Annotated in this window: 22 protein-coding genes, 1 tRNA gene and 1 pseudogene; 12 read left to right on the plus strand and 12 right to left on the minus strand. The window is 44.8% G+C overall.

Annotation, left to right across the window (positions count from 1 at the left end; translation table 11 throughout):
• The first annotated feature begins 13 nt into the window (after positions 1 to 13).
• Positions 14 to 1762, plus strand: a complete 1749-nt coding sequence (locus tag G395_RS0111105) for a RagB/SusD family nutrient uptake outer membrane protein (protein WP_026630109.1) — start codon at positions 14 to 16, stop codon at positions 1760 to 1762.
• A gap of 388 nt (positions 1763 to 2150) precedes the next feature.
• Here the strand turns inward: G395_RS0111105 and G395_RS0111110 are convergent, their stop codons facing one another.
• The 4 genes from G395_RS0111110 to G395_RS0111125 form a co-directional block, all read right to left on the minus strand.
• Complete coding sequence (locus G395_RS0111110; RefSeq protein WP_026630110.1) at positions 2151 to 2603, minus strand: hypothetical protein; 453 nt, start codon at positions 2601 to 2603, stop codon at positions 2151 to 2153.
• A 484-nt stretch (positions 2604 to 3087) separates the two neighbouring features.
• Positions 3088 to 3504 (minus strand): hypothetical protein, encoded by a 417-nt coding sequence (locus tag G395_RS0111115; RefSeq protein WP_026630111.1) that lies wholly within the window; start codon positions 3502 to 3504, stop codon positions 3088 to 3090.
• 415 nt (positions 3505 to 3919) lie between these two features.
• A complete protein-coding gene (locus tag G395_RS0111120) occupies positions 3920 to 5713 on the minus strand; it encodes a TrkH family potassium uptake protein (protein ID WP_084439567.1) in 1794 nt (597 codons plus the stop codon).
• Positions 5682 to 7115, minus strand: a complete 1434-nt coding sequence (locus G395_RS0111125; protein WP_026630113.1) for an alanine/glycine:cation symporter family protein — start codon at positions 7113 to 7115, stop codon at positions 5682 to 5684. The genes G395_RS0111120 and G395_RS0111125 overlap by 32 nt, the downstream gene beginning before the upstream one ends.
• A gap of 186 nt (positions 7116 to 7301) precedes the next feature.
• Here G395_RS0111125 and nhaA point away from each other — a divergent pair, with 186 nt between their 5' ends.
• Positions 7302 to 8504: a Na+/H+ antiporter NhaA gene (gene nhaA / locus G395_RS0111130; RefSeq protein ID WP_026630114.1), complete on the plus strand. Its 1203-nt coding sequence runs from the start codon at positions 7302 to 7304 to the stop codon at positions 8502 to 8504.
• 67 nt (positions 8505 to 8571) lie between these two features.
• Here nhaA and G395_RS0111135 read toward each other — a convergent pair whose 3' ends face one another.
• The 4 genes from G395_RS0111135 to G395_RS0111150 form a co-directional block, all read right to left on the minus strand.
• Positions 8572 to 8964 (minus strand): YidH family protein, encoded by a 393-nt coding sequence (locus G395_RS0111135; protein WP_026630115.1) that lies wholly within the window; start codon positions 8962 to 8964, stop codon positions 8572 to 8574.
• 108 nt (positions 8965 to 9072) lie between these two features.
• Positions 9073 to 10173: an efflux RND transporter periplasmic adaptor subunit gene (locus G395_RS0111140; protein WP_035361088.1), complete on the minus strand. Its 1101-nt coding sequence runs from the start codon at positions 10171 to 10173 to the stop codon at positions 9073 to 9075.
• Complete coding sequence (locus G395_RS29200) at positions 10154 to 13315, minus strand: efflux RND transporter permease subunit (RefSeq protein ID WP_229204135.1); 3162 nt, start codon at positions 13313 to 13315, stop codon at positions 10154 to 10156. The genes G395_RS0111140 and G395_RS29200 overlap by 20 nt, the downstream gene beginning before the upstream one ends.
• A gap of 48 nt (positions 13316 to 13363) precedes the next feature.
• On the minus strand, positions 13364 to 14743 hold the full coding sequence (locus G395_RS0111150) for a TolC family protein (RefSeq protein WP_157486677.1): 1380 nt from the start codon (positions 14741 to 14743) through the stop codon (positions 13364 to 13366).
• Positions 14744 to 14928: 185 nt separating this feature from the next.
• On the opposite strand from G395_RS0111150, the gene G395_RS0111155 reads away from it, so the two are divergent.
• The 5 genes from G395_RS0111155 (at position 14929) to G395_RS0111180 (ending at position 18697) form a co-directional block, all read left to right on the plus strand.
• Positions 14929 to 15606 (plus strand): response regulator transcription factor, encoded by a 678-nt coding sequence (locus G395_RS0111155; RefSeq protein ID WP_026630118.1) that lies wholly within the window; start codon positions 14929 to 14931, stop codon positions 15604 to 15606.
• A complete protein-coding gene (locus G395_RS0111160) occupies positions 15603 to 16976 on the plus strand; it encodes a sensor histidine kinase (RefSeq protein ID WP_026630119.1) in 1374 nt (457 codons plus the stop codon). The genes G395_RS0111155 and G395_RS0111160 overlap by 4 nt, the downstream gene beginning before the upstream one ends.
• 90 nt (positions 16977 to 17066) lie before the next feature.
• Positions 17067 to 17807, plus strand: coding sequence for a hypothetical protein (locus G395_RS0111165; protein ID WP_026630120.1), 741 nt, complete (start codon positions 17067 to 17069; stop codon positions 17805 to 17807).
• A gap of 135 nt (positions 17808 to 17942) precedes the next feature.
• On the plus strand, positions 17943 to 18089 hold the full coding sequence (locus G395_RS33085; RefSeq protein WP_084439571.1) for a helix-turn-helix transcriptional regulator: 147 nt from the start codon (positions 17943 to 17945) through the stop codon (positions 18087 to 18089).
• A gap of 293 nt (positions 18090 to 18382) precedes the next feature.
• Positions 18383 to 18697 carry a LysR family transcriptional regulator substrate-binding protein gene (locus G395_RS0111180; RefSeq protein ID WP_026630121.1) on the plus strand — a complete coding sequence of 105 codons (315 nt, stop codon included), beginning with the start codon at positions 18383 to 18385 and terminating at the stop codon, positions 18695 to 18697.
• A gap of 134 nt (positions 18698 to 18831) precedes the next feature.
• On the opposite strand, the gene G395_RS29205 is transcribed toward G395_RS0111180, so the two are convergent.
• Positions 18832 to 19464, minus strand: coding sequence for a helix-turn-helix domain-containing protein (locus G395_RS29205; RefSeq protein WP_229204136.1), 633 nt, complete (start codon positions 19462 to 19464; stop codon positions 18832 to 18834).
• Positions 19465 to 19777: 313 nt separating this feature from the next.
• On the opposite strand from G395_RS29205, the gene G395_RS0111205 reads away from it, so the two are divergent.
• From G395_RS0111205 to G395_RS0111215, 3 genes are all read left to right on the plus strand, one after another.
• Positions 19778 to 20656: a HEPN domain-containing protein gene (locus G395_RS0111205; protein ID WP_026630122.1), complete on the plus strand. Its 879-nt coding sequence runs from the start codon at positions 19778 to 19780 to the stop codon at positions 20654 to 20656.
• A gap of 178 nt (positions 20657 to 20834) precedes the next feature.
• On the plus strand, positions 20835 to 22130 hold the full coding sequence (locus G395_RS0111210; protein WP_026630123.1) for an AAA family ATPase: 1296 nt from the start codon (positions 20835 to 20837) through the stop codon (positions 22128 to 22130).
• A complete protein-coding gene (locus G395_RS0111215; RefSeq protein ID WP_229204160.1) occupies positions 22111 to 22860 on the plus strand; it encodes an RloB family protein in 750 nt (249 codons plus the stop codon). The genes G395_RS0111210 and G395_RS0111215 overlap by 20 nt, the downstream gene beginning before the upstream one ends.
• Positions 22861 to 22962: 102 nt before the next feature.
• Here G395_RS0111215 and G395_RS0111220 read toward each other — a convergent pair whose 3' ends face one another.
• Complete coding sequence (locus G395_RS0111220) at positions 22963 to 23670, minus strand: SOS response-associated peptidase (protein WP_026630125.1); 708 nt, start codon at positions 23668 to 23670, stop codon at positions 22963 to 22965.
• Positions 23671 to 23831: 161 nt separating this feature from the next.
• Between G395_RS0111220 and G395_RS0111225 the strand changes: the two genes are divergently transcribed.
• A complete protein-coding gene (locus tag G395_RS0111225) occupies positions 23832 to 24272 on the plus strand; it encodes a LexA family protein (protein WP_051350125.1) in 441 nt (146 codons plus the stop codon).
• Position 24273: 1 nt separating this feature from the next.
• Positions 24274 to 24570: pseudogene (locus G395_RS0111230) on the plus strand (Y-family DNA polymerase); the annotation flags it as partial.
• Positions 24571 to 24668: 98 nt separating this feature from the next.
• On the opposite strand, the gene G395_RS0111235 reads toward G395_RS0111230, so the two are convergent.
• Both G395_RS0111235 and G395_RS0111240 read right to left on the minus strand, forming a co-directional pair.
• Positions 24669 to 24743, minus strand: a tRNA-Arg gene (locus G395_RS0111235).
• Between the two features lie 105 nt (positions 24744 to 24848).
• Entirely contained in the window at positions 24849 to 25520 is a 672-nt protein-coding gene (locus tag G395_RS0111240) for an NUDIX hydrolase (protein ID WP_026630128.1), read from the minus strand.
• Positions 25521 to 25522: the final 2 nt, after the last annotated feature.

Consider the following 25522-nt stretch of genomic DNA (forward strand, 5'->3'; position numbering starts at 1 on the left):
AAATCAAATCATAATGAAAAATACAGGATTTTATAGAGCGTTGACGGCAGTGGGATTTCTACTGGCCTTTATTGGTTGTACCAATTTGGAAGAAGATATTCTTGATGAATCGCTTACAGGAACGGGTCAAGCCCAACTTGTAAGCGGCTCCATAGCCCCGGTATATGGCCTTCTCCGCTCCGGTGTATGGCTGCATACAAACCAATTCGGACTGCAAGAGGTCGCTTCTGATGAAGGTATCCTGCCCTACCGAGGCGGCACCGACTGGTATGATGGGGGTAAGTTTATTGCGGTTCACCAGCACCTGATGACCCCAAGTAATGGGCTCGTAGGCGATACCTGGACGCAAATTACCCTTACTTTATCGAGAGCCGTCATTGCTGCGGAACGGTTAAACGAAGCAGGTAAAGCCGGTAATGCAGGTGCGCAGGCAGGTTACTATGAAATGGTTGCCATGAAGGCGTACCTCAATATGCTGGCACTGGACAACTGGGGCCTGGTGTTCAAAAAAGAGCTTTCGAGTGAGGTGTCTCAGGTCCTGAGAGGCCAGGAAGCAATTACTTATCTCGAAAGCGAACTGTTATCGGTGGTTGACTTAATCCGTAAGGAAAATGATCCGGGCAGGTTAAACCAAAATGCAGTGAAAGCATTGCTGGCGCGTTTGTATTTGAACGCCGCCGTCTATCGCAGTCCGTATGGTAAGCCTGAGTTTAGTAAGGAGGATATGGATAAGGTGATTAAATATACCAATGAGATTATTGCGGGACCCTATGCCCTGTCTCCTGAATACTTTGATCTGTTCAGCGACGATAATCATACCAACAAGGAGCTAATTTTTGCACTGGACCAGCGGGGAGTACTGGAAACAGATCACCAGCGCTGGGCGTACTGGTCGATTTCAGGTGACCAGATCCCAAGACCGGAGTTCCCGAACACGCGCGGAACAGATGCGGTTGCTGCAACGCCCGACTTTTATCAAACCTGGGTGGATGCCAATGGCAATATAGACCCAGCCGACGCAGATGCCCGTTTTTTCAAGAAAAATACGATTGTTCCTGAAAACCTGAAAAACTTAACAGGAGTTACGCCTTTGAATGATGCCGAGCACTATTATTCCGTAGATGCCACGGAGTTTGAAATGGACAGAGGGATTTTACGCGGAATCATCTGGGGGCCCAGAAAAGACGGAAGCGGCAATATTTTGAAATCCGCCGACGGCAAAGTAAGGATATATCCGGTGATCAACAAAAGAACGAGCGGAGCCAACCTGACTTATGTAAATCATATTCCCAATGTAGATTTTACAGGCCCGGGCAGCTTGCACAACACCGGCTACCGGTTTTCAAAGTATCAGTTCAGTCATACCGGTAACAATTGCTGCAGTTACAGCAGTGTCGACCTGGTATTGATTCGCCTTGGGGAAATTTACCTGATGCGCGCCGAAGCGAAGCTGAGAAATGGCGACAATGCAGGTGCTCTGGCTGATATCAATACATTGAGAACTTCAAGAAATGCCCGGCCGGCCCAAACTCCAAAAGCGCTGACGAAAATTGACCTTGACATCTTATTTCGTGAGTCGGGATTTGAATTGTACTGGGAGGCTTTCAGAAGAAATTATCAGATCCGTTTTGGAAAATATGAAGGCAGCTGGACAGGAAAAACGGATAAGAGCGTCGACAAGCGACTATTCCCAATCCCTCAGCGAGCCATCGACGGAGCTTCTGCCGAGGAAGGATTTTTGGTACAAAATCAAGGATATTAATTCCACCCTAAAAGAAAATGAGGCTGCTCTGAATCGGGCAGCCTCATTTTCTTTAATGACCATCGGCCAGCTTTACATTCTGAATTGTTGCAGATTTATTCTAATCAGAAGTTAGGATCGAAGTTGAAAAAAATAGGATTGGAAAGTCCTACTATATTCTCGCTGAGTTTCATAGACTCCGAAACTACGGATAAGGCGTTACAGGCCCCTCGATGGTAACACGGTAATAAGTCCGGTTTTGAGCGGAAGGTGTATCAGTGAATTCAGCGTACAAAAACATATTGTGGTAATTCTTAGTGTAATTCTCGCCATCTTGCTGATATAGATTTGCGGTTCTCGCAGCGTCGTTCTGGTGTAGGCGAGCTTGCCAGCGCGTGTACCACAATTTTTAAAATGTTGTGTGATACATTCGAATCTTATATCTAGTTGAGCGTTTTTTTAGCACCTCGTTTATTTTGTCGTTTAATTCAATAAAATAGGACTCAAGTGTATTTGTTACCTCTATCAAGTAATCGTTGTTTATCATTACCATCATCTCTGTACCATCTCTTAGTTTGACTGTTTCTACCGACTTTATTGTTAAAAACTCATTTCTTGATTCCTCCGTTATTTGGTTTATGCTTATGTTTAAATTTGACTTTAATTTGATTGCCGTTTCAATTTGACTCCATGCGCTATTTAATGTTTTTGAGTAGATAGCAGCATCATTTATTATTTTATTATGTAATCGATTAGGTTCTGCTATTGCTAGTACTTCCTTGTTGAGTAAGCTTACCTCAAATACTAAGATATTGCGTGTTTCTATTAATGTCTCTTCAAATATTGCTATTTCGGTAGTCAATAACTCTTTCCATATAGTGAAACCTCGTCTTTTAGCGATTTCTTTTTCAAGTCCATAAACTTGCTTTAATTTATATTCAGTGAGTGCTGACTTATCGGTGTTGATAAGTAGATCTATCTCTTCATTTATTTTTTTTTCGAGCGTATGCTACTAGAATAGGTTGTCGGAAATACTACATCAAAGGTCAAGATCTGCTGATAAACTAAATGCTGGAATCTTACTCCTCTGCTACTTCTCTCCCATCAAGCTTAAAGGTTGTTTTATAGCCGTATTGTTATCCATTACATTTGGCTCATAAGCATTGATGTGCCATTTGGCTGCGCCGGTTACTTGCCTAAATTAGCTCATGGTTGGCTGAGAGTGTTTGCTTAGATGCAACATTCGACCGACTTGCTTGTCCAAGTAAGCAAGAGTTAAAAAAACCGACGTTTATGGGAATTTTTTGGTATTTGCTTATACTCTGTGACGATGAAGAATCTGTAAATTATTTGCTAGCTCGGATTGACGCAATCATCGTATTTCTACTTTTACCTGCAAAATTTAAATACAATTTCTTGCCGTTTATGCTACCGATGTATAAACCATCATTATAGACAATGTATTCACCCTCACCTTTTTGAATATCAAATAAACCCAAAGGATCTGTGTATGGTGTTCCCAGCGCGACCCCTTTTCTTAGAATACTAATTTCATATTCATCCACTTTTGTGATTTCCAACTCGGATGTAATAGCAACCTTTCCATCCACGAGTTCAGGAAAGTTGAGAGTCTCACCCTCCATATTATAAAGGGTAGTAATCTGATAAACTCCTGAAATCTCCGGCAACACGCTCTCATCAGCATCATTGCGGCATGCAAACAAAGTGGTCAGGATGGCAACAAACAAAGCAGTCTTTTTCATAAAAATGAAGTTTCATTTCAAATTAAGCATATGATACATTAATAGAATGTTAAATTTGATCTACTTCGGAACAAAGTAATGCAGCCATTGTCAAGCACCAATAGGCAAAGCCCGTTCTCCCTGGCTATTCGAAATGATTTCACAATATGATAGTTTCCCACTTGTTCTGTGCTTTGTTGGTCAATATAAGACAAGTTATACGGCAAGTATTACCCTGAAATAGCCTTATAACAGCTCTGTAAGCTTATGAAGTGTCATGAAAAGAAACCGCAGGTTCTTGATCTGGAGGCTTTGAATTAAAGGCTGGTCAATTACTATCAACGCCAATGGTTTCATGACCTAATTCTGTTAGGCGGATCGCCAGAGATTTGCCAAAGCTCCCCAGTCCAAAAATGATATACTTCATAGTCAGTAATTAAAAAGTTAATTGTTCGCCAGGAAGCTGATATTCTTTGAGTTTTGACTTTCGGACAAATGCGACAAGTAAGGTCAATGAACCCACCCTGCCGACAAACATAGTTAGTATGATCACTAACCTGCCTGCATTACTTAGCTGTGTAGTGACGCCCAAACTCAGACCAGTAGTGCTGTATGCTGAGAATGTCTCAAATGCCAATGTTATCAATCGTTTATCAGGATCTGTAACTGACAGCATGAAAATAGCTGCACCTAAAAAAATCAAAGACAGCGAAATGATACCAAGGGCTTTGGAGATGGATTCGCTTAATACCTTCCTTCCAAATACTTCGATCCTACCCTTTCCCCTGGCAAGTGTAAGAATGTTCAATGTGGCCAATGCAAATGTGGTTACCTTGATCCCTCCGCCAGTTGAACCCGGAGCAGCCCCGATCCACATAAGTAGAAAGGTTAGCATTACAGTTGGAAAAGCTAGCTCGTTCATCATGACTGTGTTGAACCCTGCTGTTCGGGGGCTAGTGCCAATAAACAAGGCTGTCACAAACTTGCCGTAATAACTTTGATGTTCAAGAAGCGTGTGATTAAATTCTAATAGGAAAACAAGGACAAACCCAAAAAGTATCAGTAAAAAGCTAGTATAAGCTATTATCTTAGAATTGAACGCAATTACACGTGCTCTGTGAACAAAGTGGCGGCCATACCTGATTTTGTCATAAAAATTTAAAGTCCACCGTTTAATGAATTCAAATGAGTTAAAGACAATCCCAAACCCCAGACCGCCCATAACATACAGTAGAATGATCGAAAGATGCAGCTCATAATTGAAGCGGACTCCGGCATTGTTTAATCCATCAGGCAAAGTCGAAAAGCCCGCATTACAAAAAGCGGCTACTGCGTGAAAGACGGTAAAGTAGAGTCGCTCTCCGGTACTTTCAAATTGCAATGGATCCAAGCTCAAATAAATAAGGGCACCTCCCAGTATTTCGAAAAAGAAAGTGACCAAAATGATTTTAAATAAGGTGGAAATAACCGAGCTAACTTTGTTCTCACCAATGAGCTCAGTGAACATTAATTGGTTTTTATATGAAAGACCACCCGAGAAGAAATAGCCAAAAAATCCTGTAAAGGTCATAATACCCAAGCCGCCGATCTGTACAAGTATAAGTAATACTGTCTGGCCGAAGCGTGTAAACTCCGAAGCAATATCAACAACCGAAAGTCCGGTGACACATACAGCACTTGTCGAAAGAAAAAGTGCGTCTACGAAACTAAGCTGCTGGTGATGGGTTGTTTTAGGCAGCAGCAGCAGCGCCGTGCCTATCAGGATCAAGGCTAGAAAGCTTAGTACGAAAAGTAGGGTCGGATTAAAATAAAATCTATCGAAAAAGAGCGTCTGTTTGGAAACTTCAATAACGAATACAGCGAAAATTCCCAGATACATCCATTCTGGCTTGACAAGTTCTGTACCATCCATTCCAGAGAAATGATAGCTGTCAGCTATAATAACGGCAATGAAATAAAATAAAAGTAAAGCTTCGCCAACCCTAAGGATAAACGATGATTTGCTCTTCAATGCTGTTAAGGTCTTTGCAGCCAATGCCAGCGCAAAAAATAGAAAACACCATTCCAGTATTCGGTTAGTAAGCTGCTCAATCACGGGGTCTGTGTTATAGCCCAGATGAAAAACAACAACCATCGAGCAAATAATGCTCATCGTCACTAAAAGATAATCAAGCCATTTCCGAAAATATCTTATTCTTTCATTCATTTGCTTTATTCCATTCGTCTGCATTTTTAACCCCTAATTTAGAAGCATTGTAGACGGGGTCTTTACCCAACTTCTTCTGCTGCTGATAGTCTTTAAGTGCATCCAGAGCGGGCTTTCTTAAAAGCAAGATGGCAACAATGTTCAGCCAGGCCATGAGTCCTACACCAATATCCCCGATTGTCCAGGCTAGCTCAGCCGTCTTAACCGAACCATAGAATGTGGCAGCCATGATCAGGCCGCGTAGCACCCACAGCATGATTTTGCTGTCGCCGTCTTTCAGTAAATAACTCAGATTGGTTTCTGCAATGTAGTAATAAGCCATGATGGTTGTAAATGCAAAAAATAGCAGGGCAATGGAGACAAATCCGCTTCCCAGAGCAGGGAAGTGCGCACTGATCGCCTGCTGCGTAAATTCAGATCCGATTGCCATTCCTTTTACGTTTTCTACAAGAAAGCCACCATTGGGATTGACAACATTAAACTTGCCTGTAAAGAGAATCATTAACGCAGTTGCCGTACATACAAACAATGTGTCAACATAGACTGAAAATGCCTGAACAAGTCCCTGCTTTGCGGGATGGCTAGCCTCTGCGGCAGCAGCGGCGTGAGGGGCTGTGCCTTGGCCTGCCTCATTAGAATAAATACCGCGTTTAACTCCCCAGGAAATGGCCATACCAAAAATGCCGGCAAATGCCGGTTCCATGTCAAATGCAGAACGGATGATCAGGCGAAAAACGGTTGGGACTTGGGTGATATTGATCGCAATGATGACAAGTGCCATCAGAATGTATGCACCTGCCATAAACGGGACGACTAGTTCTGCCACCCTGCCAATCCGCTTCACTCCGCCAAAAATGATCAGCCCGAGCAGTATTGTAATGCCAGCTCCTGTCATTTCAACCGGGATGTCAAAAGCAGTTTTTGCGCTTGTGGCGATGCTATTGCTTTGCACGCCAGGCAAGAACAATGCGGTACTCGCAATGGTAGCAATAGCGAACAATGTTGCATACCATTTCACACCCAACCCTTTTTCAATGTAAAATGCAGGGCCTCCCCTATACTGCCCATCTTTGACCTGCTTATAAATTTGTCCAAGTGTGGCTTCCACATAGGCCGATGCCGCGCCCAGAAATGCAATGGCCCACATCCAGAAAACGGCTCCAGGCCCTCCCATAGCAATCGCCGTTGCGACACCGGCAATGTTGCCGGTGCCTACCCTTCCTGATATGGCAATTGCGAAAGCCTGAAATGATGAGACACCTTTTTCAGATGCCTTGTTGCCAAAAAGCAGGCTGACCATATCCTTTAAAAACCTGACCTGTAAGAAGCGGGTAACGATCGAAAAATAGATCCCTGTCCCAAGGCAGAGCGCAATAAGCGCGTTGCTCCAAATGATACTATTAATTGAATTGACGATTTGCTCCATGTAGAGGGTCAGAAGGGTTTGGTTAAATTCCGTTTCGTATTACACCGGTTAAATAAAGCTAAAATTTGTCAGCTAAGAATACTTTCCGCAATTACAATGTTTCACTTTGACATCAGATCGGCTATGATCTGACGATATCACCTGCATTTTGTTAATGATCTAAATGATTGTTACTAGTTTTGCCTCATGGCAAATTTGATTAACCTTCATTCTTTCAAGAAATTCTTCCAGTCCAGTTCAACGGGCGGCATCATCTTGATTATCTGCGTTATCATTTCATTGATCATTGCAAATTCTGGTGCAGGATCTGGATTTGAAGGGCTATTATCCACTGAAATCGGCGGAGATATCGCGGGCATTCATTTGCGATACCCAGTACTTCTTTGGATCAATGATGGCCTGATGGCCATTTTCTTCCTTTTAGTAGGCCTAGAAATTAAACGCGAAATGGTTGAAGGTGAACTGTCATCCATAAAAAAAGCCTCCTTACCTATTCTGGCGGCAATAGGTGGTGTAATGGCCCCTGCCATGATATATTTTGCTTTAAACAAAGGCACAGAGACGGCCAGTGGATGGGGTATCCCCATGGCAACAGACATTGCTTTTGCAATTGCTATTATTTCCATGCTGGGCAAACGAGCACCATCTTCTTTGAAGATCTTCCTTTCCGCATTGGCGATCGTTGACGATTTAATGGCGATTTTGGTTATTGCCATATTTTATTCAACAGACATCCACTACACCTACTTGCTGTATGCATTCGGAATTTTTATTTTCCTGCTGCTCTTAAACAAACTAAAAGTAAAAAGCCTGGCAGCCTATCTGATCCCAGGGTTGTTCATTTGGTATTTTATCCATCACTCAGGAGTACACGCTACCATTGCAGGTGTTTTGACAGCTTTTGCGCTACCTACTACCCCGGATGCCACAGAGTCCCCCCTTGAAAAGCTGGAACACATTCTGGTGAACCCTGTCAACTTTGTTATTATGCCCATTTTCGCGCTAGCCAATACCAATATCCAGTTTGAGCCTGGAATGCTGCAAGGACTAACCACTGTACTGGGCTTGGGGATTATTGCAGGATTAGTAATAGGCAAACCACTGGGCATAACCCTTTTTTCATGGGCAGCCGTTAAGCTTGGCATTGGCAAAATGCCCAAGCATGCGAGCTGGATGCACATCATTGGTGTGGGGATGTTAGGCGGCATAGGTTTTACTATGTCCATTTTCATTGCCCTACTCTCATTTTCTGGAAAAGAACTAATCCTGTCGGAAGCCAAATTCTCCATTTTGACAGCTTCGATTATCTCTGGGATCTTAGGGTATTTTTGGCTAAGCCAGCTTGAAAAGCGGACAAAAAAGCTCAAAACTCGCTTACCCGAAGATTAATATTCCACGGCTTTTGATACACCGCAGATATAATTTAAATCACTTCCTATTACTAGCTATGCAAGTGCTATACACTTTGCAATAGATAAGCAATCAACAGAATGCTAATGAGGAAAATGACTCCGGTTAAAACTGTAGTCAGTAAAGTTGTAGGTTTGTAACGACCGGTTTCGAGCTGCTTTTCGGTTCTGCGATACTGCAAAAAAGCAAACAGAATGGAAAGTGTACCCAAGGCGACCAGAATAATACCAATAATGGATGAATATCCATGTGAGGGGCTGGTTACCTTTGTTTGCAGTACAAAACCAATTTGCTTTACAAATAGCGAAAACTTAACAACCACAAAGCCGAAAGCCATAATACCTATCCCGGTTCTAACCCAGGCGAGATATGTCCGTTCGTTGGCAAGGTGGTCATTAGGCTTAAATGGCGCTTGATTATTACTTTCTTCTGAGCTCATGTGTCTAGTGCTTTGTGAAGCATATATGATGATTGATCAATGATAAGATCCAGTAGTATCATTGCTTTGACGATTTAGAGATCCAAGTGATTTAAACTTTGTGCTTTGCTAGTTCAAAGCAACCTGTGTTCCATTTTTCATATCATTTCGTGGATTGACAATGATTTGGTCGCCATCCCTGAGCGCGCCGAATACTTCTGTCATCTCATCAGACTGCATCCCTTTTCTTACTTCAACAAACTGGGTTCTTCCCTGATTGACCTTTATCACATACTGGCCTTCTGTTGATGTGACAACCGCTTCTGCTGGCACGGTAAGAGCACCCTGCGTACCTTCCGGAGTAAAGACAACTTCGGCGAACATACCAGGCTTGATTCCCCCCTTGGCATTTGCCACATCTATTTCAATAGTCTCTGAACGGAATTTTTGGTTCATATTTCCAGAGCGGCGGCTGACCTTACCCTTGAATTGCTCGCCAGGCATTGCATTAACTGTGAAACTGACCTGCTTTCCTTGCTTTAATCCAACGCTATAAGTCTCAGGCACATCTACGACCAGCCTAAGCCGGTTTTGCTGCTGGAGCATCAGCATCGGTGCTTGCAGGCGCACTCCGGAGCCAACCAGCGCACCAGGGTGAACATTCCTTTCCGTAATGACACCATCGAATGGTGCGCGGACTGTTAGATAAGATTTGATCTTGGTAAGCGCATTAAAGTTAGCCTGCTCCCCCATCGCCGCTGCACTGTCTGCCATCATTTTCGCATTGGCACTTTCCAGGTCCAGCGCCGACACAGAGCCGCGGATGCCGGCACTGGCTTTCAGCCGTTTATAATGCTCCTGGCTAGCGACCAGCATAGCTTTTGCTTTCAGGTAATTAGAGCGGGCTGCTACCAACTGCTCTTCGGTTTCAGGAGCCTCCAAGACCATCAACACCTGCCCTTTTCGGACATTGCTACCACGGTCTACAAGCACTTTTTCAACGAACCCGTCTGCTTTAGGGTAAATGCTCACTTCCTGAAAGGCCATGAATTCCCCGGGCAGCTGAACGTGCTGGCCTACTTTCGCAGAGCTCACCGTCCCTAGCTTTACAGCTGGTTTACTCACGCTTTTTTTCTGTGTTTTGTTTTCTGCTGACTCCGAGGACGAGCAAGCGCTGAACACGGTTAGCCCAATTGCAAGGGCAAAACAATTATATGCTATGTTTTTCATAAGTAGTTTGGTCTGAGTGGCCATTGGCATGCAAATCTGATGGAGTGGGTAGCGCGTTTTCAAGGGGTAAAAGGGATGGATCTTTATAAGCTGTTTTATTTTGCAAAAACACATATACCTGGGGTACGATGTAAAGGGCTGCCAGGGTTGAAGCGATTAATCCGCCAATCACTGCACGGCCAAGCGGGGCAACCTGCTCACCAGCTTCACCGGTACCCAATGCCATCGGCACCATACCCGCCACCATCGCAAAGCTGGTCATCAATACTGGCCTTAAACGCACACCCGCACTTTCCAATGCAGCCCGGCCTACATCGCGGTACTCCCAGCGCAGCCGCTCGGCATTGGTTACGATCAGGATCGCATTGGCCACCGAAATACCCGTTGACATAATAATACCCATGTAAGATTGCAGGTTCAGCGTGCTGCCCGTCAATAGCAGGAAGGCAATTGCGCCCACGATCACGGCAGGCACCGTTGAAAGGATCACCAGCGATAACTTAAATGATTGGTAGTTAGCAGCCAAAAGCAAGAAGATAACCACGATTGCAATGCCCAATCCAAGCTGCAAACTGTCCAGGGTCTCGGTCAAAAGCGATGACATTCCCTTTACTTCTGTTACCAGGCCCTTCGGAGCCGCTCCTAGTCCGGCAATTACTTTCTCAACCGACCGGGTGGCACTACCCAAATCCTGATGATGGATATTGGCTGAAACCGTTACGAAGCGCCGTGGCCCGATCCTTGCGTATTCCCCTGGAAGGGTATCCACTGAGAAGGTAGCCACATCGGCCAGTACGGGCCTTGGCTGGCCTGCTACAAGGGGGATTTCCTGCAACTGGGCCATATTACGCATGGCAAATTCAGGGATTTGCACCTGAACCTGGTATGTATAAGCTGCCTTTTGATCGAGCCACTGGTTTTTCTCGGTGTAGCGGCTCGATGATGTTGAAGCGGTGATCGAGCGCGCGGTTTGCTGTAAGCTCAGTCCCATTGTTGCCAGTTTCTGTCGGTCGAGCTTAATGTTGATAACCGGGAATTTAAGCGGTTGAATAATACGTACATCCCGCAGATGATCCTGCTCAGACAACCCCTTTACTAACTTATTTGCATAGCCTTCAATTTCTTTCATATCCCTTCCGGCAACCTGCACTTCGATGGGCGTGAAAGCGCCGCCGCTCATCAGCTTCTCAGTCAGATCAGCGGGTTCGAATGATAAAGTAATCTCTGGCATCTGCTGGGCTGCGGCCATGCGGATCCTTTCTTTCAGATCCTGCATATTGGTCTTGTATTCGGGGTCAAGGCCCACCTTAATAACTGCATCATTAGGGCCGCTGGTGCTTACATATAAATTCGTGGTCGCGTAGTTGGTTGGGACAACGCCGACATAGGCTGATGAAATCGCCAGATGATCATCTGAGGCTTGATCGACCAAAGCCAATAGCTCACTTACTTTCTCCTCAGTCCGTTCAAGCCTAGTCCCATCGGGTGTTTTCATGCGGATCACCATTTGGCCGGAATTCAGCTGCGGTAGCATGTCTTTTCCAATCCAGACGAATCCTGCTGCCGCCAACGCAAAAACGACAACGAGATAAGCTCCAACAACGAGTTTGTTGCTTTTCGCAAAACGCTCGTTTTGTCGCATGAAGCTGCCTTTTACCCTGTCAAAGAAGGTTATCTTAGGCTCGGCACCAGCGGGTTTCTCATGCACATGCTCTTTCAGCATCCAGTTTGCAAGGATCGGCACCAGGCTTTGGGCAAGGAAATAGGACACCGTCATGGCAAAACCAATGGACAGCGACAGCGGCAAGAACATAGCCCTGGGCACGCCCGACATAATAAATGAAGGAGCAAAAACGGCAATAATACAAAGCAGGATCAGCAGCAGTGGCAGCGCGACTTCCTTACAGGCATCGTAAATAGCCTGCTTCTGAGGCTTGCCCATTTCAATGTGCTGGTGAATGTTTTCAATGGTCACGGTGGCCTGATCTACCAACACGCCTATGGCTAGTGCCAAGCCCGACAACGTCATGATGTTGATCGTTTGACCTGCAAGGCTTAGCATTAGCACGGCGGCGACGATAGAGACAGGGATCGTAATGATGACAATCAGTGAAGAGCGCCAGTCGCCCAGAAATAGCAGCACCATCAGGCCGGTAAGGATAGCTCCTAGCCCTCCCTCAAAAAGCAGGCTCTTTACTGAATTGATTACAAAAACAGATTGGTCAAATTCGTAGTTGACTTCAATGTCATCGGGCAGCAGACTGCGCATTTCGGGAAGCCTGGCTTTTAATGCTGTTACCACATCCCAAGTGGATGCATCTGCCGTTTTCACAACAGGTATGTAAGACGAGCGGCTGCCATTGACCAGCGCATATCCGGCTGTCACATCCGATGCATCGGCCACATTTCCCAAATCACGAAGGAACACGGTCCGGTGCCCGTCTGTGGTGACGGGGATCTGGCCGAAGTCTGACACCTGATCTTCCAGCGAGTTCAGTGTGGTGATATAAGAAGTATTTCCTATCCGGATGTTTCCAGAAGGGGTCATAGCATTGTTTGCAGCAAGGGCTTCCACAACTTCATCAGGCGAAATGTTCAGGCTGCGGATTTTCTGCGGGTCAAGATTGATAACGATCGTGCGAGAGTTGGTACCGATCGGTGGCGGCGCAGTAAGTCCGGGAACAGTTGAAAATAGTGGCCTGATCCGGGTAACGGCAAGTTCATGGATTTCTTTAAGTGATCTTGTTTTGCTGCTGAATACCAAATCACCAATCGGAACTGACGATGCATCGTAACGCACTACCTGTGGGGGCAACGCGCCGGGTGGAAAGAACTTCATGGCCCGGTTGACCTGGATGGCGACTTCGGCTGCGGCCTGGGCCATATCACTTCCTTCATAGAAGGCTAACTTTACAACAGTAAGCCCCTGCACACTTTTACTTGAAATTTCTTTGATACCGCCAATGTACAGGAACTGGTCCTGCATGCGGGTAGCAAAGAAGCCTTCCATCTGAGCAGGAGACATACCCCCATATGGCTCGATCACATAAATAACAGGTGAATTGAGCCGTGGAAAAATATCAATTGGTATGCGGCTGGCCGACATGACCGAGAAAACAAGAAGCCCTGCAATGAGTACCATGACTGATATAGGGCGCTTTAATGAGGCTGATAGCATATTTAAACAGGGTTATGGACGCCTGAAAAGGTCAAAAAATGGTTCAAAATCACTGGTAGCATAGGCCTTTTCAAGTCTAACGGCAACTGCCCGGCGCTGCACGTCGATCACCTGCCGCTCTACCCTGGTCAAAAGCTGCAAAGCATCGGTGATGCCCAGTATATTTTCTATTCCATTATTATATAGGGACATGCGCTGCTGGTAGGCAAGTGTAGCTGATCTCACCGTGACGGGAAGCTCGCGCAGAGAAAGCCGGATGGAGGACATCACAGAGTCTGCCATCGTCAATGTGTTTTGCAGCTGCACCTGCTCGACAGTCAAGAGGCTTGCCGCCTCACGGACACGCCACTGCTGCTGGATAGCGCGTGTCTTGACCCTTTTGAAATCAATGAGATTGACTGTTGCCGCCAGTCCCACTAAAAAATTAGTACGGCTATATCCAAATCCCTTGCCGATTGGGCCAAAGTTATTATCAATGTCAAGGCTGGTGCCCCTGGCTGAGACAGCAGTAAGTAGCGTAACCCTGGGCAGGGCCGATTTACGGATCATGTCAATTTCAGCATTCTGGCGTGTAAGCAGGTTACTTCTGTATCTAAGCAGGGGATGCGATGTCAGCACCGTGCTTGGTGCAGGCTCACCCAGCAGCAAAGCAGCATTAAAGGTGGTATCAACTTCGAGCTCATTTACCTGACGGCCTGTCAATGTCGCCAGCTGGACATTGGCCCTACGGTATTCTTCCTGCATCTGGTAGTAGCTTAGCTTGGCGCGCGATAGCTCGACCGATGCCAGTGACGAGTCAAGCCCCGGCCTGATGCCGTTCTGGACCAGGTTATTGATAATGCGCCGGACGGTATCGACCCTGGCAAGGTTCTGCTGCTCGATTTTAAGGTTTTGCCTGAGCCATACCAAATCTAGATAGGTTTTGATAACGACCTGTCGTAGCGCAAACTGCTCGCGTTCCAGAGCCGACTCCCCTACTGCAATGTCAGCATTGGCCAGTTTATTTTCAGCCCCGAAACGGCCGAAATTATAAACCTCCCAGTCGGCAGAAGCCAGCGCGATATTGCCCGAAGCCAGATCTGATGCATTTTCAGGCCTTCGTCCACCAGATGTGGGTACGATAAGGCCCATTGAAAAGTATGAGCCGGAAAGCCCGTTTGCAGTCCCCAGGTTTACCTGGTCATGCAATTTTACGTTTGGCAGCCGGTTATCGCGCAGCACCTGCAAGTTGGCACGGAAGGCTTCCAGCGCTGACCTTTGCGCGGCAAGTGTAGGATAATGGTTGATGGTAGCTTCAACGGCACCCTCCAAGCTCAGGCTTTGCCCAAGAGCAGGTGGATGCCGGTAAAAGACGAGCGTTACGAATAGGATTAGGATTAGACAGCGGTTCATAGCTTTAATATCGTGCAGCACCTTGTTAGGCGCTGGGGGTACATCTTTCTGGCTTCAAATTAAAGGTGCACCTGGTTAGAGGGTGGTGAGAAGGTTATTAGAATTTGGTGAGAAGGACCCGTTTTTAACGATATTCTAATACCGATCCCTAATTTTACCCCATCAAATAGCCAGAAAATAACAGCATGAATGTCTTAGTTGTTGAAGATGACCTGGAACTTACGCAGTTCATTCAGAAAGGGTTGCAATCAGAAGGTGCTACCGTTGCAGTGGCATTTGACGGGGTGATCGGAAGAAGTATGGTCAACGAAAACAAGTTTGATGTTGTCGTGCTCGACGTTAATCTGCCCGGCTTGAACGGCTATGACCTTTGCAGGTTCATCAAGCAGAACTGGCCGGCAGTGCCAGTGATCATGCTTACTGCGCTGGGAAGCCTCGATAACAAAGTGTTGGGTTTTGAGGCGGGCGCTGACGATTACCTGGCAAAGCCTTTTGCATTCAAAGAGCTGCTTTTCCGTTTGAAGGCTTTGGCCAGACGCCACCCATCACGGGCTCCCAGGCCCAAGCGGCTGCAACTGCTGGATCTGGAAGTAGAAACGGATTCACACAGGGTTTGGCGCGCTGGCGAAAGGGTTGAGCTGACTGCCCGGGAATATGCGCTTTTGGAATACTTTATGCTCAACCAAGGGAAGGTCATTAATAGGGTTGATTTGCTAGAAAATGTCTGGGATGTGCATTTTAATACCAATACCAATGTGGTTGATGTCTATGTCAATTATTTGCGCCGTAAGATTGACAAGTCTGAACCGCGGCTACTGCATACTGTATTTGGGGTCGGATATTTAATGGGACCCGAGCCATGAGCATCAAGCAACGCATCACCATCGTATTTGGCTTTCTGGTAGCGGCCCTATTGCTAGTCTTTTCAATCTTCATTTACCAGGCCTATGAATCTTACCGGCAGTCGCTGATGCGTAACCGCCTCCAGCGCAGGGCTGTGGCTGGACAGTTATATTTTGAAAACAGGCTGGAATTTCACCGTTCCAGCTACCTGACCCTACCCGACCAACACGAATTTTTGGTAGATAGCAGCAACAAGATTATCTATCAGTCTTCGGGGACGAGTGATTATAAGCTTACCTCAGAACTCCTTAATGAAGCCCGCAAGCAGGAAGTCTATTTTAGTTATAAAGCCAGACCTTTGAAAAGGCTTAAAGAAGGTATTGCCTTATCCTTTAATGTGGATGGGAAGCACTTCGTCTCGGTTGTCACGGCGCACGATCTTACCGGGATACAGGCAAGTGAGAGCCTGTTTTTCATTCTGGCCAGCGGCAATATCATTTTGCTGGTCATTGTCGCTTTTGCTGGTTTTTTCTTTGCGCGCCGCGCCATGCTGCCCTTCGATGAGCTAATCGCTCAGATGGATCCAGCGGCAGTCAGCGACTTTTCATTCCGGCTCCAGGGCCGAAAAGGCACCGATGAAGCTGCCTATCTTGCAAACTCCTTCAACGAGCTGCTAAGCCGTTTGAACACCTTGGCTATTAGCCAGGAGCATTTTGTTTCCTATGCCTCACATGAGATCCGTACGCCATTGACTGTGGTAAAAGGGATTTTGGAAACCTCTCTGGCCTATGACAAAGAGCTTGGCGAGCTCCAACAAAGCATGGAAAAGGCTTTGATCAGATTGGAAGGCGCTATTGAGCTTGCCAACTCGTTGCTTCATTTAGCGGAAGTTGAAGGTTTGCAGTCGGCCAGAGTCCGCGAAGATATCAACATCGTGGACACGGTGCTGGATACAATTACCTACTTTGGCGAGAAACGCCCAGACCAGCAAATTGACCTGGTATTGACAGATACCTTTACCCAGCAAAGTTCTAATCTGAGGATTTTAGGGAATGCGACGCTACTGCGTACGGTGCTGACCAATATCCTGGACAACGCAAGCAAATACTCCCGGCAAGAGCCAGTCGAGCTAAAAGTAGACCTGGAACCTTCATCGGTGATCATCACGGTAACCGATCTGGGCATAGGCATTCCGGACGCTGAGCTAAATGATGTTTTTTTACCTATGATGCGCGCAGGCAATGTGGGAAATGTGCCGGGGTTTGGTTTAGGGCTAACGATTGCCAAAAAGATTGTTGACATACACAAGGGGCAACTTAGTGTAAAATCCATTAAAGACAAGGGCACCGCCGTTTCCATTCGGTTACCAGCCCTGCCGCTGGCAGATTAGCGCGCTGCTTGCCTGCCAATATACCTAAAAGCTTTCACCTGATTTGCGTCACCCGTAGTGGCGCATTGTACCCTCTTGCCGCTGATAGATATGCCTGATACTTTACTGATTGTCAAAACGCCATTTGAAAAATCGCTCGCTCAGCGAATTCAGTATGCTTGCTCTATTCTCGAAATAGTAAGCGCATCACAAATCTATGTGCCAAAGGGCGAGATGGATGCTACGGATGGATTACAAAAGGCGCTTGGATCCTACTCACGAGTGAATACCCAATATTTTAATGTGTTTGAAAAATATTTTAAGGCAGCCACCGAGCGAAAATCGCTGATCAAAGGTGCAGGCCAAAGTGTAAAGCGAACTGCGCAGTTGATAAACCGGTGTGTGATCAGTGATCTTACAATCGATAATGCCCGGCGCAAACAAATAAGTGACCTTTACCGTAGGATCTACACACAAAATCGGCTGAATGCACCTTATGACTTTTCCAGGCCATCCCACAATCAGGACTTGCTTGATTACTTTGACAGTAATCAAGTAATATTGGATGCTTTTGAAGCGATGGTGAGCCTGCTTACTACGGATACATTATCGGGTCGCAAGCTGCATTTTTCACTACCGCACTGTTACCTGCTGATTTCGGAAATGGAAATGTTTAATGCAGAGATAAGCATGCTCACTGACAAACTGAACGGACTCTACACTGAAAGGCTTGAAATTTTTGATCGCATCGCAGAGCGGTGCGTGGCTATTTGCAATAGAAGCCGGTTTATCTTTGGAGCTAATTCGCCAACTTATAAGTTTATCAAAAAGCACAGATTATCGGTGAAATAGCTTCCAAGAATTATCTGCGATCTAAGTTTGATCATCAAAGATTGTAGTTAAACGTACTTAAAGTAGTATACTTTAACGCCCATCGCAGGACTTAAATAGTACTAAAATGCCCTCTCGACAGCGCTAGATGCCTACATGACCAGACATCCAGAAGACAAAATCACTATCGGTCAACTGGCTGGCTTAGCAAACCTTGCCCAATATCATTTCATACGCTGCTTCCGCAGTGCGTATGAAATGACACCAATAGCTTACCGGAAGGAGTTTGGGAAGAAGAAGTAGTTATGAATGCATTCCGCAAAATCAAGGCAATGCAAATGCCGTCAGATATCGATGTTTTTTTACTTAAAATTCATAAAAACCATTCAGCGCTTTTCCTCGTAGCCCCAGCAGCGATATGATTGACGGAACATTTTTGATATTCGGCATCAGGCAGGTTTAGCAGCAATCGGCAATGTTGACTTTTTCGATCGGCGCGTTGATGATGGCCGTGGCTACAACATGAGACAATGCATTGGCAGCGGTTTGTTTGATTTCCATGATCTGTTTTGTTGGAAGGATGCAATCTGGATTTAATGCTATCATTTTATGATGAGCCAGACAATGAACGCACTACAACAGATCTTTTATTTTCCGCTCAGCTATCACTGATCGCCCATTGCGATCATCCAGTGACAGCCAAGAAGGATATTAAGCTGAAAGACTTGCCTGATCTGCCACTGATTTTGCCCTCGGCCGGATACAGCATCCGCAGCTATCTGGACTTAGTAATGCAAAAGCATGATTTATCGCCTTCAATGAGCATAGAGGTCAATGACATACACACCCTGCTCCAATTTATACAAACAAGTCGCTGGGTAACCGTGCTGATGAACTCGACAATACTTTAACATCCTGAATTAAAGTCCATTCCTATCACCGGAGCCGACATGCAGCGCCGAGCCACCATTGCCTGGCCAAAAGGGGCTTACAGAAAAAAGTCCGCTTCTTCATTGGCCGAAATGTTGATTCTGCATGCCGCAGACTAATTCACCGACTTACGAAAAGCAGCGGGTGACATGCCGGTTTTCTGCTTGAATAATTTATTGAAAGATTGCGGATGTTCAAAGCCCAACGCATAAGCCACATCTGCAGTAGTAAGTGAATCGCTGCCGATCATTTCCTTGGCTTTTTCAACCATCTTCAAATGAATATGCTGCTGGGTAGTCTGGCCGGTGAGGGATTTCAGCATATCGGACAAGTATCGCTGGGAAACTTTCAATTGCTCTGCTATTTCCTGAGTCGTCGGCACCCCCTTAACCAATGCCTCTTTCTTCTTAAATCGCTCATTCAAAAACGCATTCATTTGATCGATCAGATCGTGATGAACTACATTGCGCGTCAGGAATTGCCGGTTGTAAAACCGATTGCAATGATGAAGGAGCAGCTCGATCTGCGAAACCAGCACATCCAGACTGAAATGGTCCGTGTGCGTTCCCAGCTCCGTCGCTATTGACTCAAATACCGATTTGATCACACTCTTCTCTTTTTCGGAAAGAAACAATGCTTCGGAGACCGAATACGCAAAAAAGCCATATCGGTGAATGCGAGATGCAAGGGAATGTTTACAAAAAATATCGGGGTGAAAGTATAATGCGTAGCCTTCGTGCTCCTCCAAATCATCGGATAGCGCAACAATCTGATTTGGCCCTACGAAAGCAAGCCCGCCATCGCGAAAATCGTAAGAACCAGGCCCATATTTGGCCTTTCCATTCCGCTACTTGCGCCTGTGATAACGACCACTTTATTTTCAATTCCATTTATCATATCATATGGTTGAATGTTACGATACAAAATTCCAGAAACGAAAAGCCCAAAGTGTAGCCATAACTGTCAAATGTGTAGCCGGTGGGGCGGTCAAGCCAATGCAAATGACAATGGATTTTTGAAATTTTGTATCTTACCAAAATTTCAAAAACCCCCACACACGAATGAAAACATCCCTGTCTCATCTCCCACAAAACAAACAAGACCAATTAAGAACGCTTACCCAAATTGTCCTCCACAAAGTCCCGGCAGAAATGATCATTCTCTTCGGCAGCTATGCGCGGGGTGACTGGGTCGAGGATTACCAGGAGAAATACGAGTATGTGAGCGATTTTGACATTCTGATCATCACCAAAGACAAAAATTCGGCAAAGCAAGTCAAGAAATCGAGGGAGCTGGAAGAGGAACTAATGGCCAATGAGGACATTACCCGAACCAGCATTATCTACCACAGCATTGGTTTTGTAAATGACAAGATCGAACGGAACTACTATTTCTTTGTGGATATCCTGAAAGAAGGAATCATGCTTTTTGATTCTGGGAAATTCACCTTATCTGAGCCGAAAGAACTAAATTCGGCGCAGCGGATGGAGAAATCGACCGAGGAATTTGAGCATTGGTTTGAAAGTGCAAATCACTTTTTGGAAGCCTTCGAATTTTTCTTTCTGAAAGGAGAAAACAAACGAACATATTTCAATAACGCGGCATTTGAACTTCATCAAGCTACGGAAAGATACTATGCTGCTATTCTCCTCGTATTCACCGATTACAAACCGAGAATTCATGACATTGAGATTTTAGGAAATCAGGTAATTAAGCAACATGCAGAGTTAGCGACTGTTTTTCCAATGTCTACTGAGGAGGAGAAGCGGCTGTTTGTTCTTCTTAAAAAGGCGTATATCGATGCGCGGTATAATAAGAATTACAGGATTGAGAAGGCGGAGTTGGAGTATTTGGGGAATCGGGTGGCGTTGTTGAAGGATTTGACGGAAAGGGTTTGTCGGGAGCGGATTGGGCATTTTACTGACAATCAACATTCTTGACTAATGGTTAAAAAGAGTTGCTATCGTAAAACCTGATATTAATAGGTTTTTGTCAACTAAGCACCACTTACGCAATAATACGAGCATAGTGATATTAGATCTTGTTAATTACTAGAATATGCGAAAATTTCATTATCTTTTCTGAAAATTTGCGCAAAGAATCCAAATACGAGAAAACGTGATAGTAGAATTCAGTGTCAAGAATTTCAGATCTATAAATACATTGCAAACAATAAGCTTTGTAGCAACTGGTCTAAAGAGCTCTGATGATCACTCTGTGGTAGATGAAAACAATGTGTGCAATGAGGAAGATATGCGGTTGCTTAAAACAATCTGTATCTACGGGGCTAACGGTAGCGGAAAAAGCAATGCCGTTGTTGCGCTTGATTATTTTCTAAATGCCATAAGAAATGAAGCTAGTGCTTCCTCCAATCTTAGTGAATTAAATGACCCATTCCTTTATCAAGAGCAAGCATTTTCAACAGAAAGCTTTTTTCAGATTGTGTTACTATTGGAAGGTCGAAAGTTTAGATACGGGTTCACTCTAAAGAACGATGAGAATAACTTAGGGCAACAGGTGATCACCAATGAATGGCTTTTTGGCACAGTAGAAAAGAATATGAGTGCCTATTTTACGCGCGAAGGTCTGATAACTACTCCAAAGAAGGTTTTGAATGCAGATAAGATCCCATCAACTTTGCCGTATGTCCATTCATTATATTTGACTCATGCAGCTGCTTTTGATAGTAGTGGAATATGTGCGAAGATAAGGCAATATTTAAAGGGCCGTACTATGTCCAATTCGTCACGTGGATCTCTAAACTTTCGTCGTCATTTATTTAGGATGATAGAAAATCCTTACAGCAAAGAAGCACTGATAAGCCTTTTATATTCCTTTAATTTAAAATTTACGGACATTACTGTCCAAGAACAAAAAGATGATGATAAAAAACCAGAGCGACTTTATTCTCTCAGTAGAATAGACCTTTGGAAGCAAATGAAGATTGACGGGAATGAAAAATCGGTGCGCCTCAATCTTATCAAAAATGAGTCAGCCGGAACACAAAAGCTATTTGAATTAGCTGGCTTTTTGCTTTCAGTCTTCAGTATGCCAAAAGGAGGACTTCTAATTCTCGATGAGATAGACAGTAACTTTCATCCTGCATTAGTAATAGAATTTATATCGCTCTTTAATAACCAATATATAAATTCTAACAAAACACAGCTCCTATTCACAAGTCATGATACCAACCTGCTGTCACCTGCGATAATGAGGCGAGACCAGTTTTATTTTTCTGAAAAACTTGAAGATGAATCTACGAGGCTGTACTCGCTCGCTGATTTGAAAGGTATCCGAAATGACGCTGATTTTGCAAAAAACTATCTAGCAGGGTTCTATGGTGGTACTCCGACATTAGAGAAATTTACGAATACAAAGTTTTCGACGCATGAATATGGAACCGTGGAATATTAGGGATAGTGACACTCGCACCGCTGACTCGCTGCCACTTTTCATAATATTTTGTGAAGATCAAGTTAGCGAACCAGTGTACTTTAAATTCTTTGAGACGTCTTTGATAAAAGTAAACCTTATTGGTGATCAAAAAAGCAAAATGGATAATGTTATGAAAGCATTGACGCATTGCTATCACGAGGATTTTATGGAGAGACGTGAAGACGGCGATTACTTAAAACAACAATATACCCAGGTTTGGTGTGTATTCGATAGAGATAGCGCGAACATCGACGACAAGCTAATTGGAGATAATGTCTCCTTTAATGAATCAATTGCCACAGCCGAACGAAGAGGTTTAAAAGTAGCTTGGAGCAATGATGCATTTGAGCTTTGGGTGTTGCTCCACTTTGAAGACGTCGAAAATAATGCGGCAAATCGGAATCGTGAGATCTACTATAAAAGACTAACTGACATTTTTAGCCAAATGCCCGATAAGAATGAGGATTTGATTAAGGTCTTGGAAATAAAAAACTGCAACTATAAGCAGCATTTCAAAAGAGAAAAGAATTTTCGTAACGCAGTTAGACCTTATTTGATCCCTAGAACTTACGATGCAATTAAGAGGGCAACGTCACTTGAAGAAATTCATAACACTACCATTGCTAAGCCTTATAGTGATCAAACACCATCAACCAAGGTACATCATCTAGTCGCGGAACTACTCCGTCTTGGTCAGAAGGAGATTTGAATTTCCAGCAATATCCAGGAGAAGCTGACCTCATTTTAAGATCAATGAATAATCATAAAACGAATTTTCCTCGTTTAACCTAGACATCGGATAGATTGCGTACTAAGCCGCCCTCCGCACCGTCTGCCCATAAGGATCCAAGACCTGAGGCAAATTAGTATCTATCTGATTACTATAAACCCCATCAATCACCCGATACGCCGAAAGCTTATCATCCGGATACTGAAAATAAGTCAAATCCATAACCTCATTTTCACTCAGCCCGGGAATCATCCAGGACAGTGCAGCGTCACCTTTCAGTATCAGCGGCTGCCGCTTACCATCATTGTGTATTGCGCCAATCATCGGGCTCGCATCCTGTGTCACGATGGCAAAGGTGTTCGTCCCCTTCCACGTCGAGTAAATCGCGCCCAATGCGAAGAACTTCTTTTCCAAGGGCTTGATATACCACGATTCATAATTCTTCTTGTCATTTAAATTCGGATAGTGCGGCTCGAAAAATCCTGTACACAGCACCAGACAGCGATTATGCTTCGCATACTTCCACCACATCTTGTCCCGGTTGAACAAGTCATGATTGGTTGCATTCAGCGTATTGAATCTGAACGCTTTTTCGTCAGTGACATTCGGTGGTACCAGTCGCCACCTGTATAAATCAAGCGACCGTGGCGAGGTCATAACGGGCAAAAACGGCTTTTCGAAGCCATTGAAGTCGTATCTCTTTTTGAATTGTTCGAGCTTGTCAACAGGAAGTTTGAATTCTGCTTTCAGAGTTTCAACATCACTTTCATTCGACACGTGATAGCACATAACCTCAATATTTAAATCAGAAACGTTGTCTTTTCAATCTCTTAAACGTAAAGATACGCAAATATAACATAATTGGAACAAATCCACAATAATGGAATATTTCCATATTTAATCTTGACTTGTTGCTTTCGCTGTACCACCTTTGTAAAAAGTGATAAGCGATGGAGGAGATTTTCGAGAGTCAATCATCACACATTTACCGTCAAGTAGTGAGCAAAAACTGGCTTACTGCATCAATTCCGGCGATCAGCGCTAGGTTCCCGTCCCCTGCGGCAGACTTTATCGATCTCGAAATCAATTTGCAGAAAGAGATTGTGAGAAATCCAGCAAGCACATTTTGCGGAAAGGTGAAGGGAACCAGCATGTGCGATGTGCATATCGACGATGGCAATATCATCGTCATCGACAAGAGCCTCCCCTGCAAAGAAAACTGCATTGCGGTCTGCTTTTTAAATGGCGATTTTCTGGTGAAGCGGGTACGATACGATGAGGGCGGGTGCTGGCTGGTAGCTGAAAATGACCAGTATGCGCCGATCTGGGTGGATCATGAAACTGAGTTTTTGATTTGGGGAATCGTTACAAACGTCATTAAATTCTTCTGATATGTTCGCGCTCGTTGACTGTAACAATTTTTATGCAAGCTGCGAAAGGATGTTCCGGCCCGAATTGAATGTTAAGCCAGTGGTAGTGCTTAGTAACAATGACGGTTGCGTAATAGCCAGGTCGAACGAAGCGAAGGCCCTCGGCATCACTATGGGAGCTCCGGCATTCCTTCTTGAAAAAAAATTTAAGGAACAGGAGATACATGTTTTCAGCAGTAATTACGCCTTGTACGGCGATATGAGTAATCGAGTAATGACACTCCTTGGCCGGTACACGCCTTCGATGGAAATTTATAGCAAGAATCAATGAGGGTGTCAACCTTATCTATCAAAAAATGAAGGACCTAGAGGTCATAAAAAACGAGACAAATCCAGAAAATCTGGCTTTGTCTCGTATGGTGCACCCAACGAGATTCGAACTCATATCGTCGGTACCGGAAACCGAAATTCTATCCATTGAACTATGGGTGCTTCTGGTGGCTTTGGGCCGGTAATGGGGTGCAAATATAGCCCCTATTTTGAATTATGACCAATTGACGGAGGAAATGTTTTGTAAAAATCCATCTCCCCGGCCATTTAAAGCTGCTTTAAAAGATCCCAATCCCCGACGCCTTTGAGATACAGGTAATTAAGTAAAATGCCATTCACGTTTGTTACTAGCTTGTGACCTTCAACAAACGGGACAACCTGGGTGTTGATGTATTCGTGATCCGACAGTAATCCCTGCGTTTGGTTGTGATAGGACTGGATGGCCTCGGAGCTTAGTTCGAGTTCGCAATAGAACATATACATGGCCTCGTCGCTGGTGCCCGTGGATGGGTAAAAAGGTTGGTCATTTACTTTTACCAGCTGCTCTTTAACAACCTGTATGCCTGTTTCCTCGAAAACTTCTCTTGCCGCAACAGCCGCCGCATCGCTTTCGCTGTCGAGCATTCCGGCTGGGTGTTCAAATGTCATGGAGCCGTCACAAATTCTCCGCTGCTGAACGAGCAACAGATATTTTTCCCGGCTTTCAATGTCAATGAAACAGATCAGGACGCTGACAACTTCGCCTTTCAGGAAGCAGATGGGTGGAATTTTATTGCCTTCAGGCGTTGTTGCGTCGGTGTAGAGCAAGGAGAAAAGAACTTCGCCTTTACCATTTCTGCGGCTGTAGAGCTCGTCTACGCGGTGAATGTCCAGACCGTTCGTTTCGAGCTTGCCTTTCCAAAGCTTGTATTTATGAGAATCTGTAAGCTTTTCGCTCATAG

It is taken from the genome of Dyadobacter alkalitolerans DSM 23607 (assembly GCF_000428845.1).
GTDB lineage: Bacteria > Bacteroidota > Bacteroidia > Cytophagales > Spirosomataceae > Dyadobacter > Dyadobacter alkalitolerans.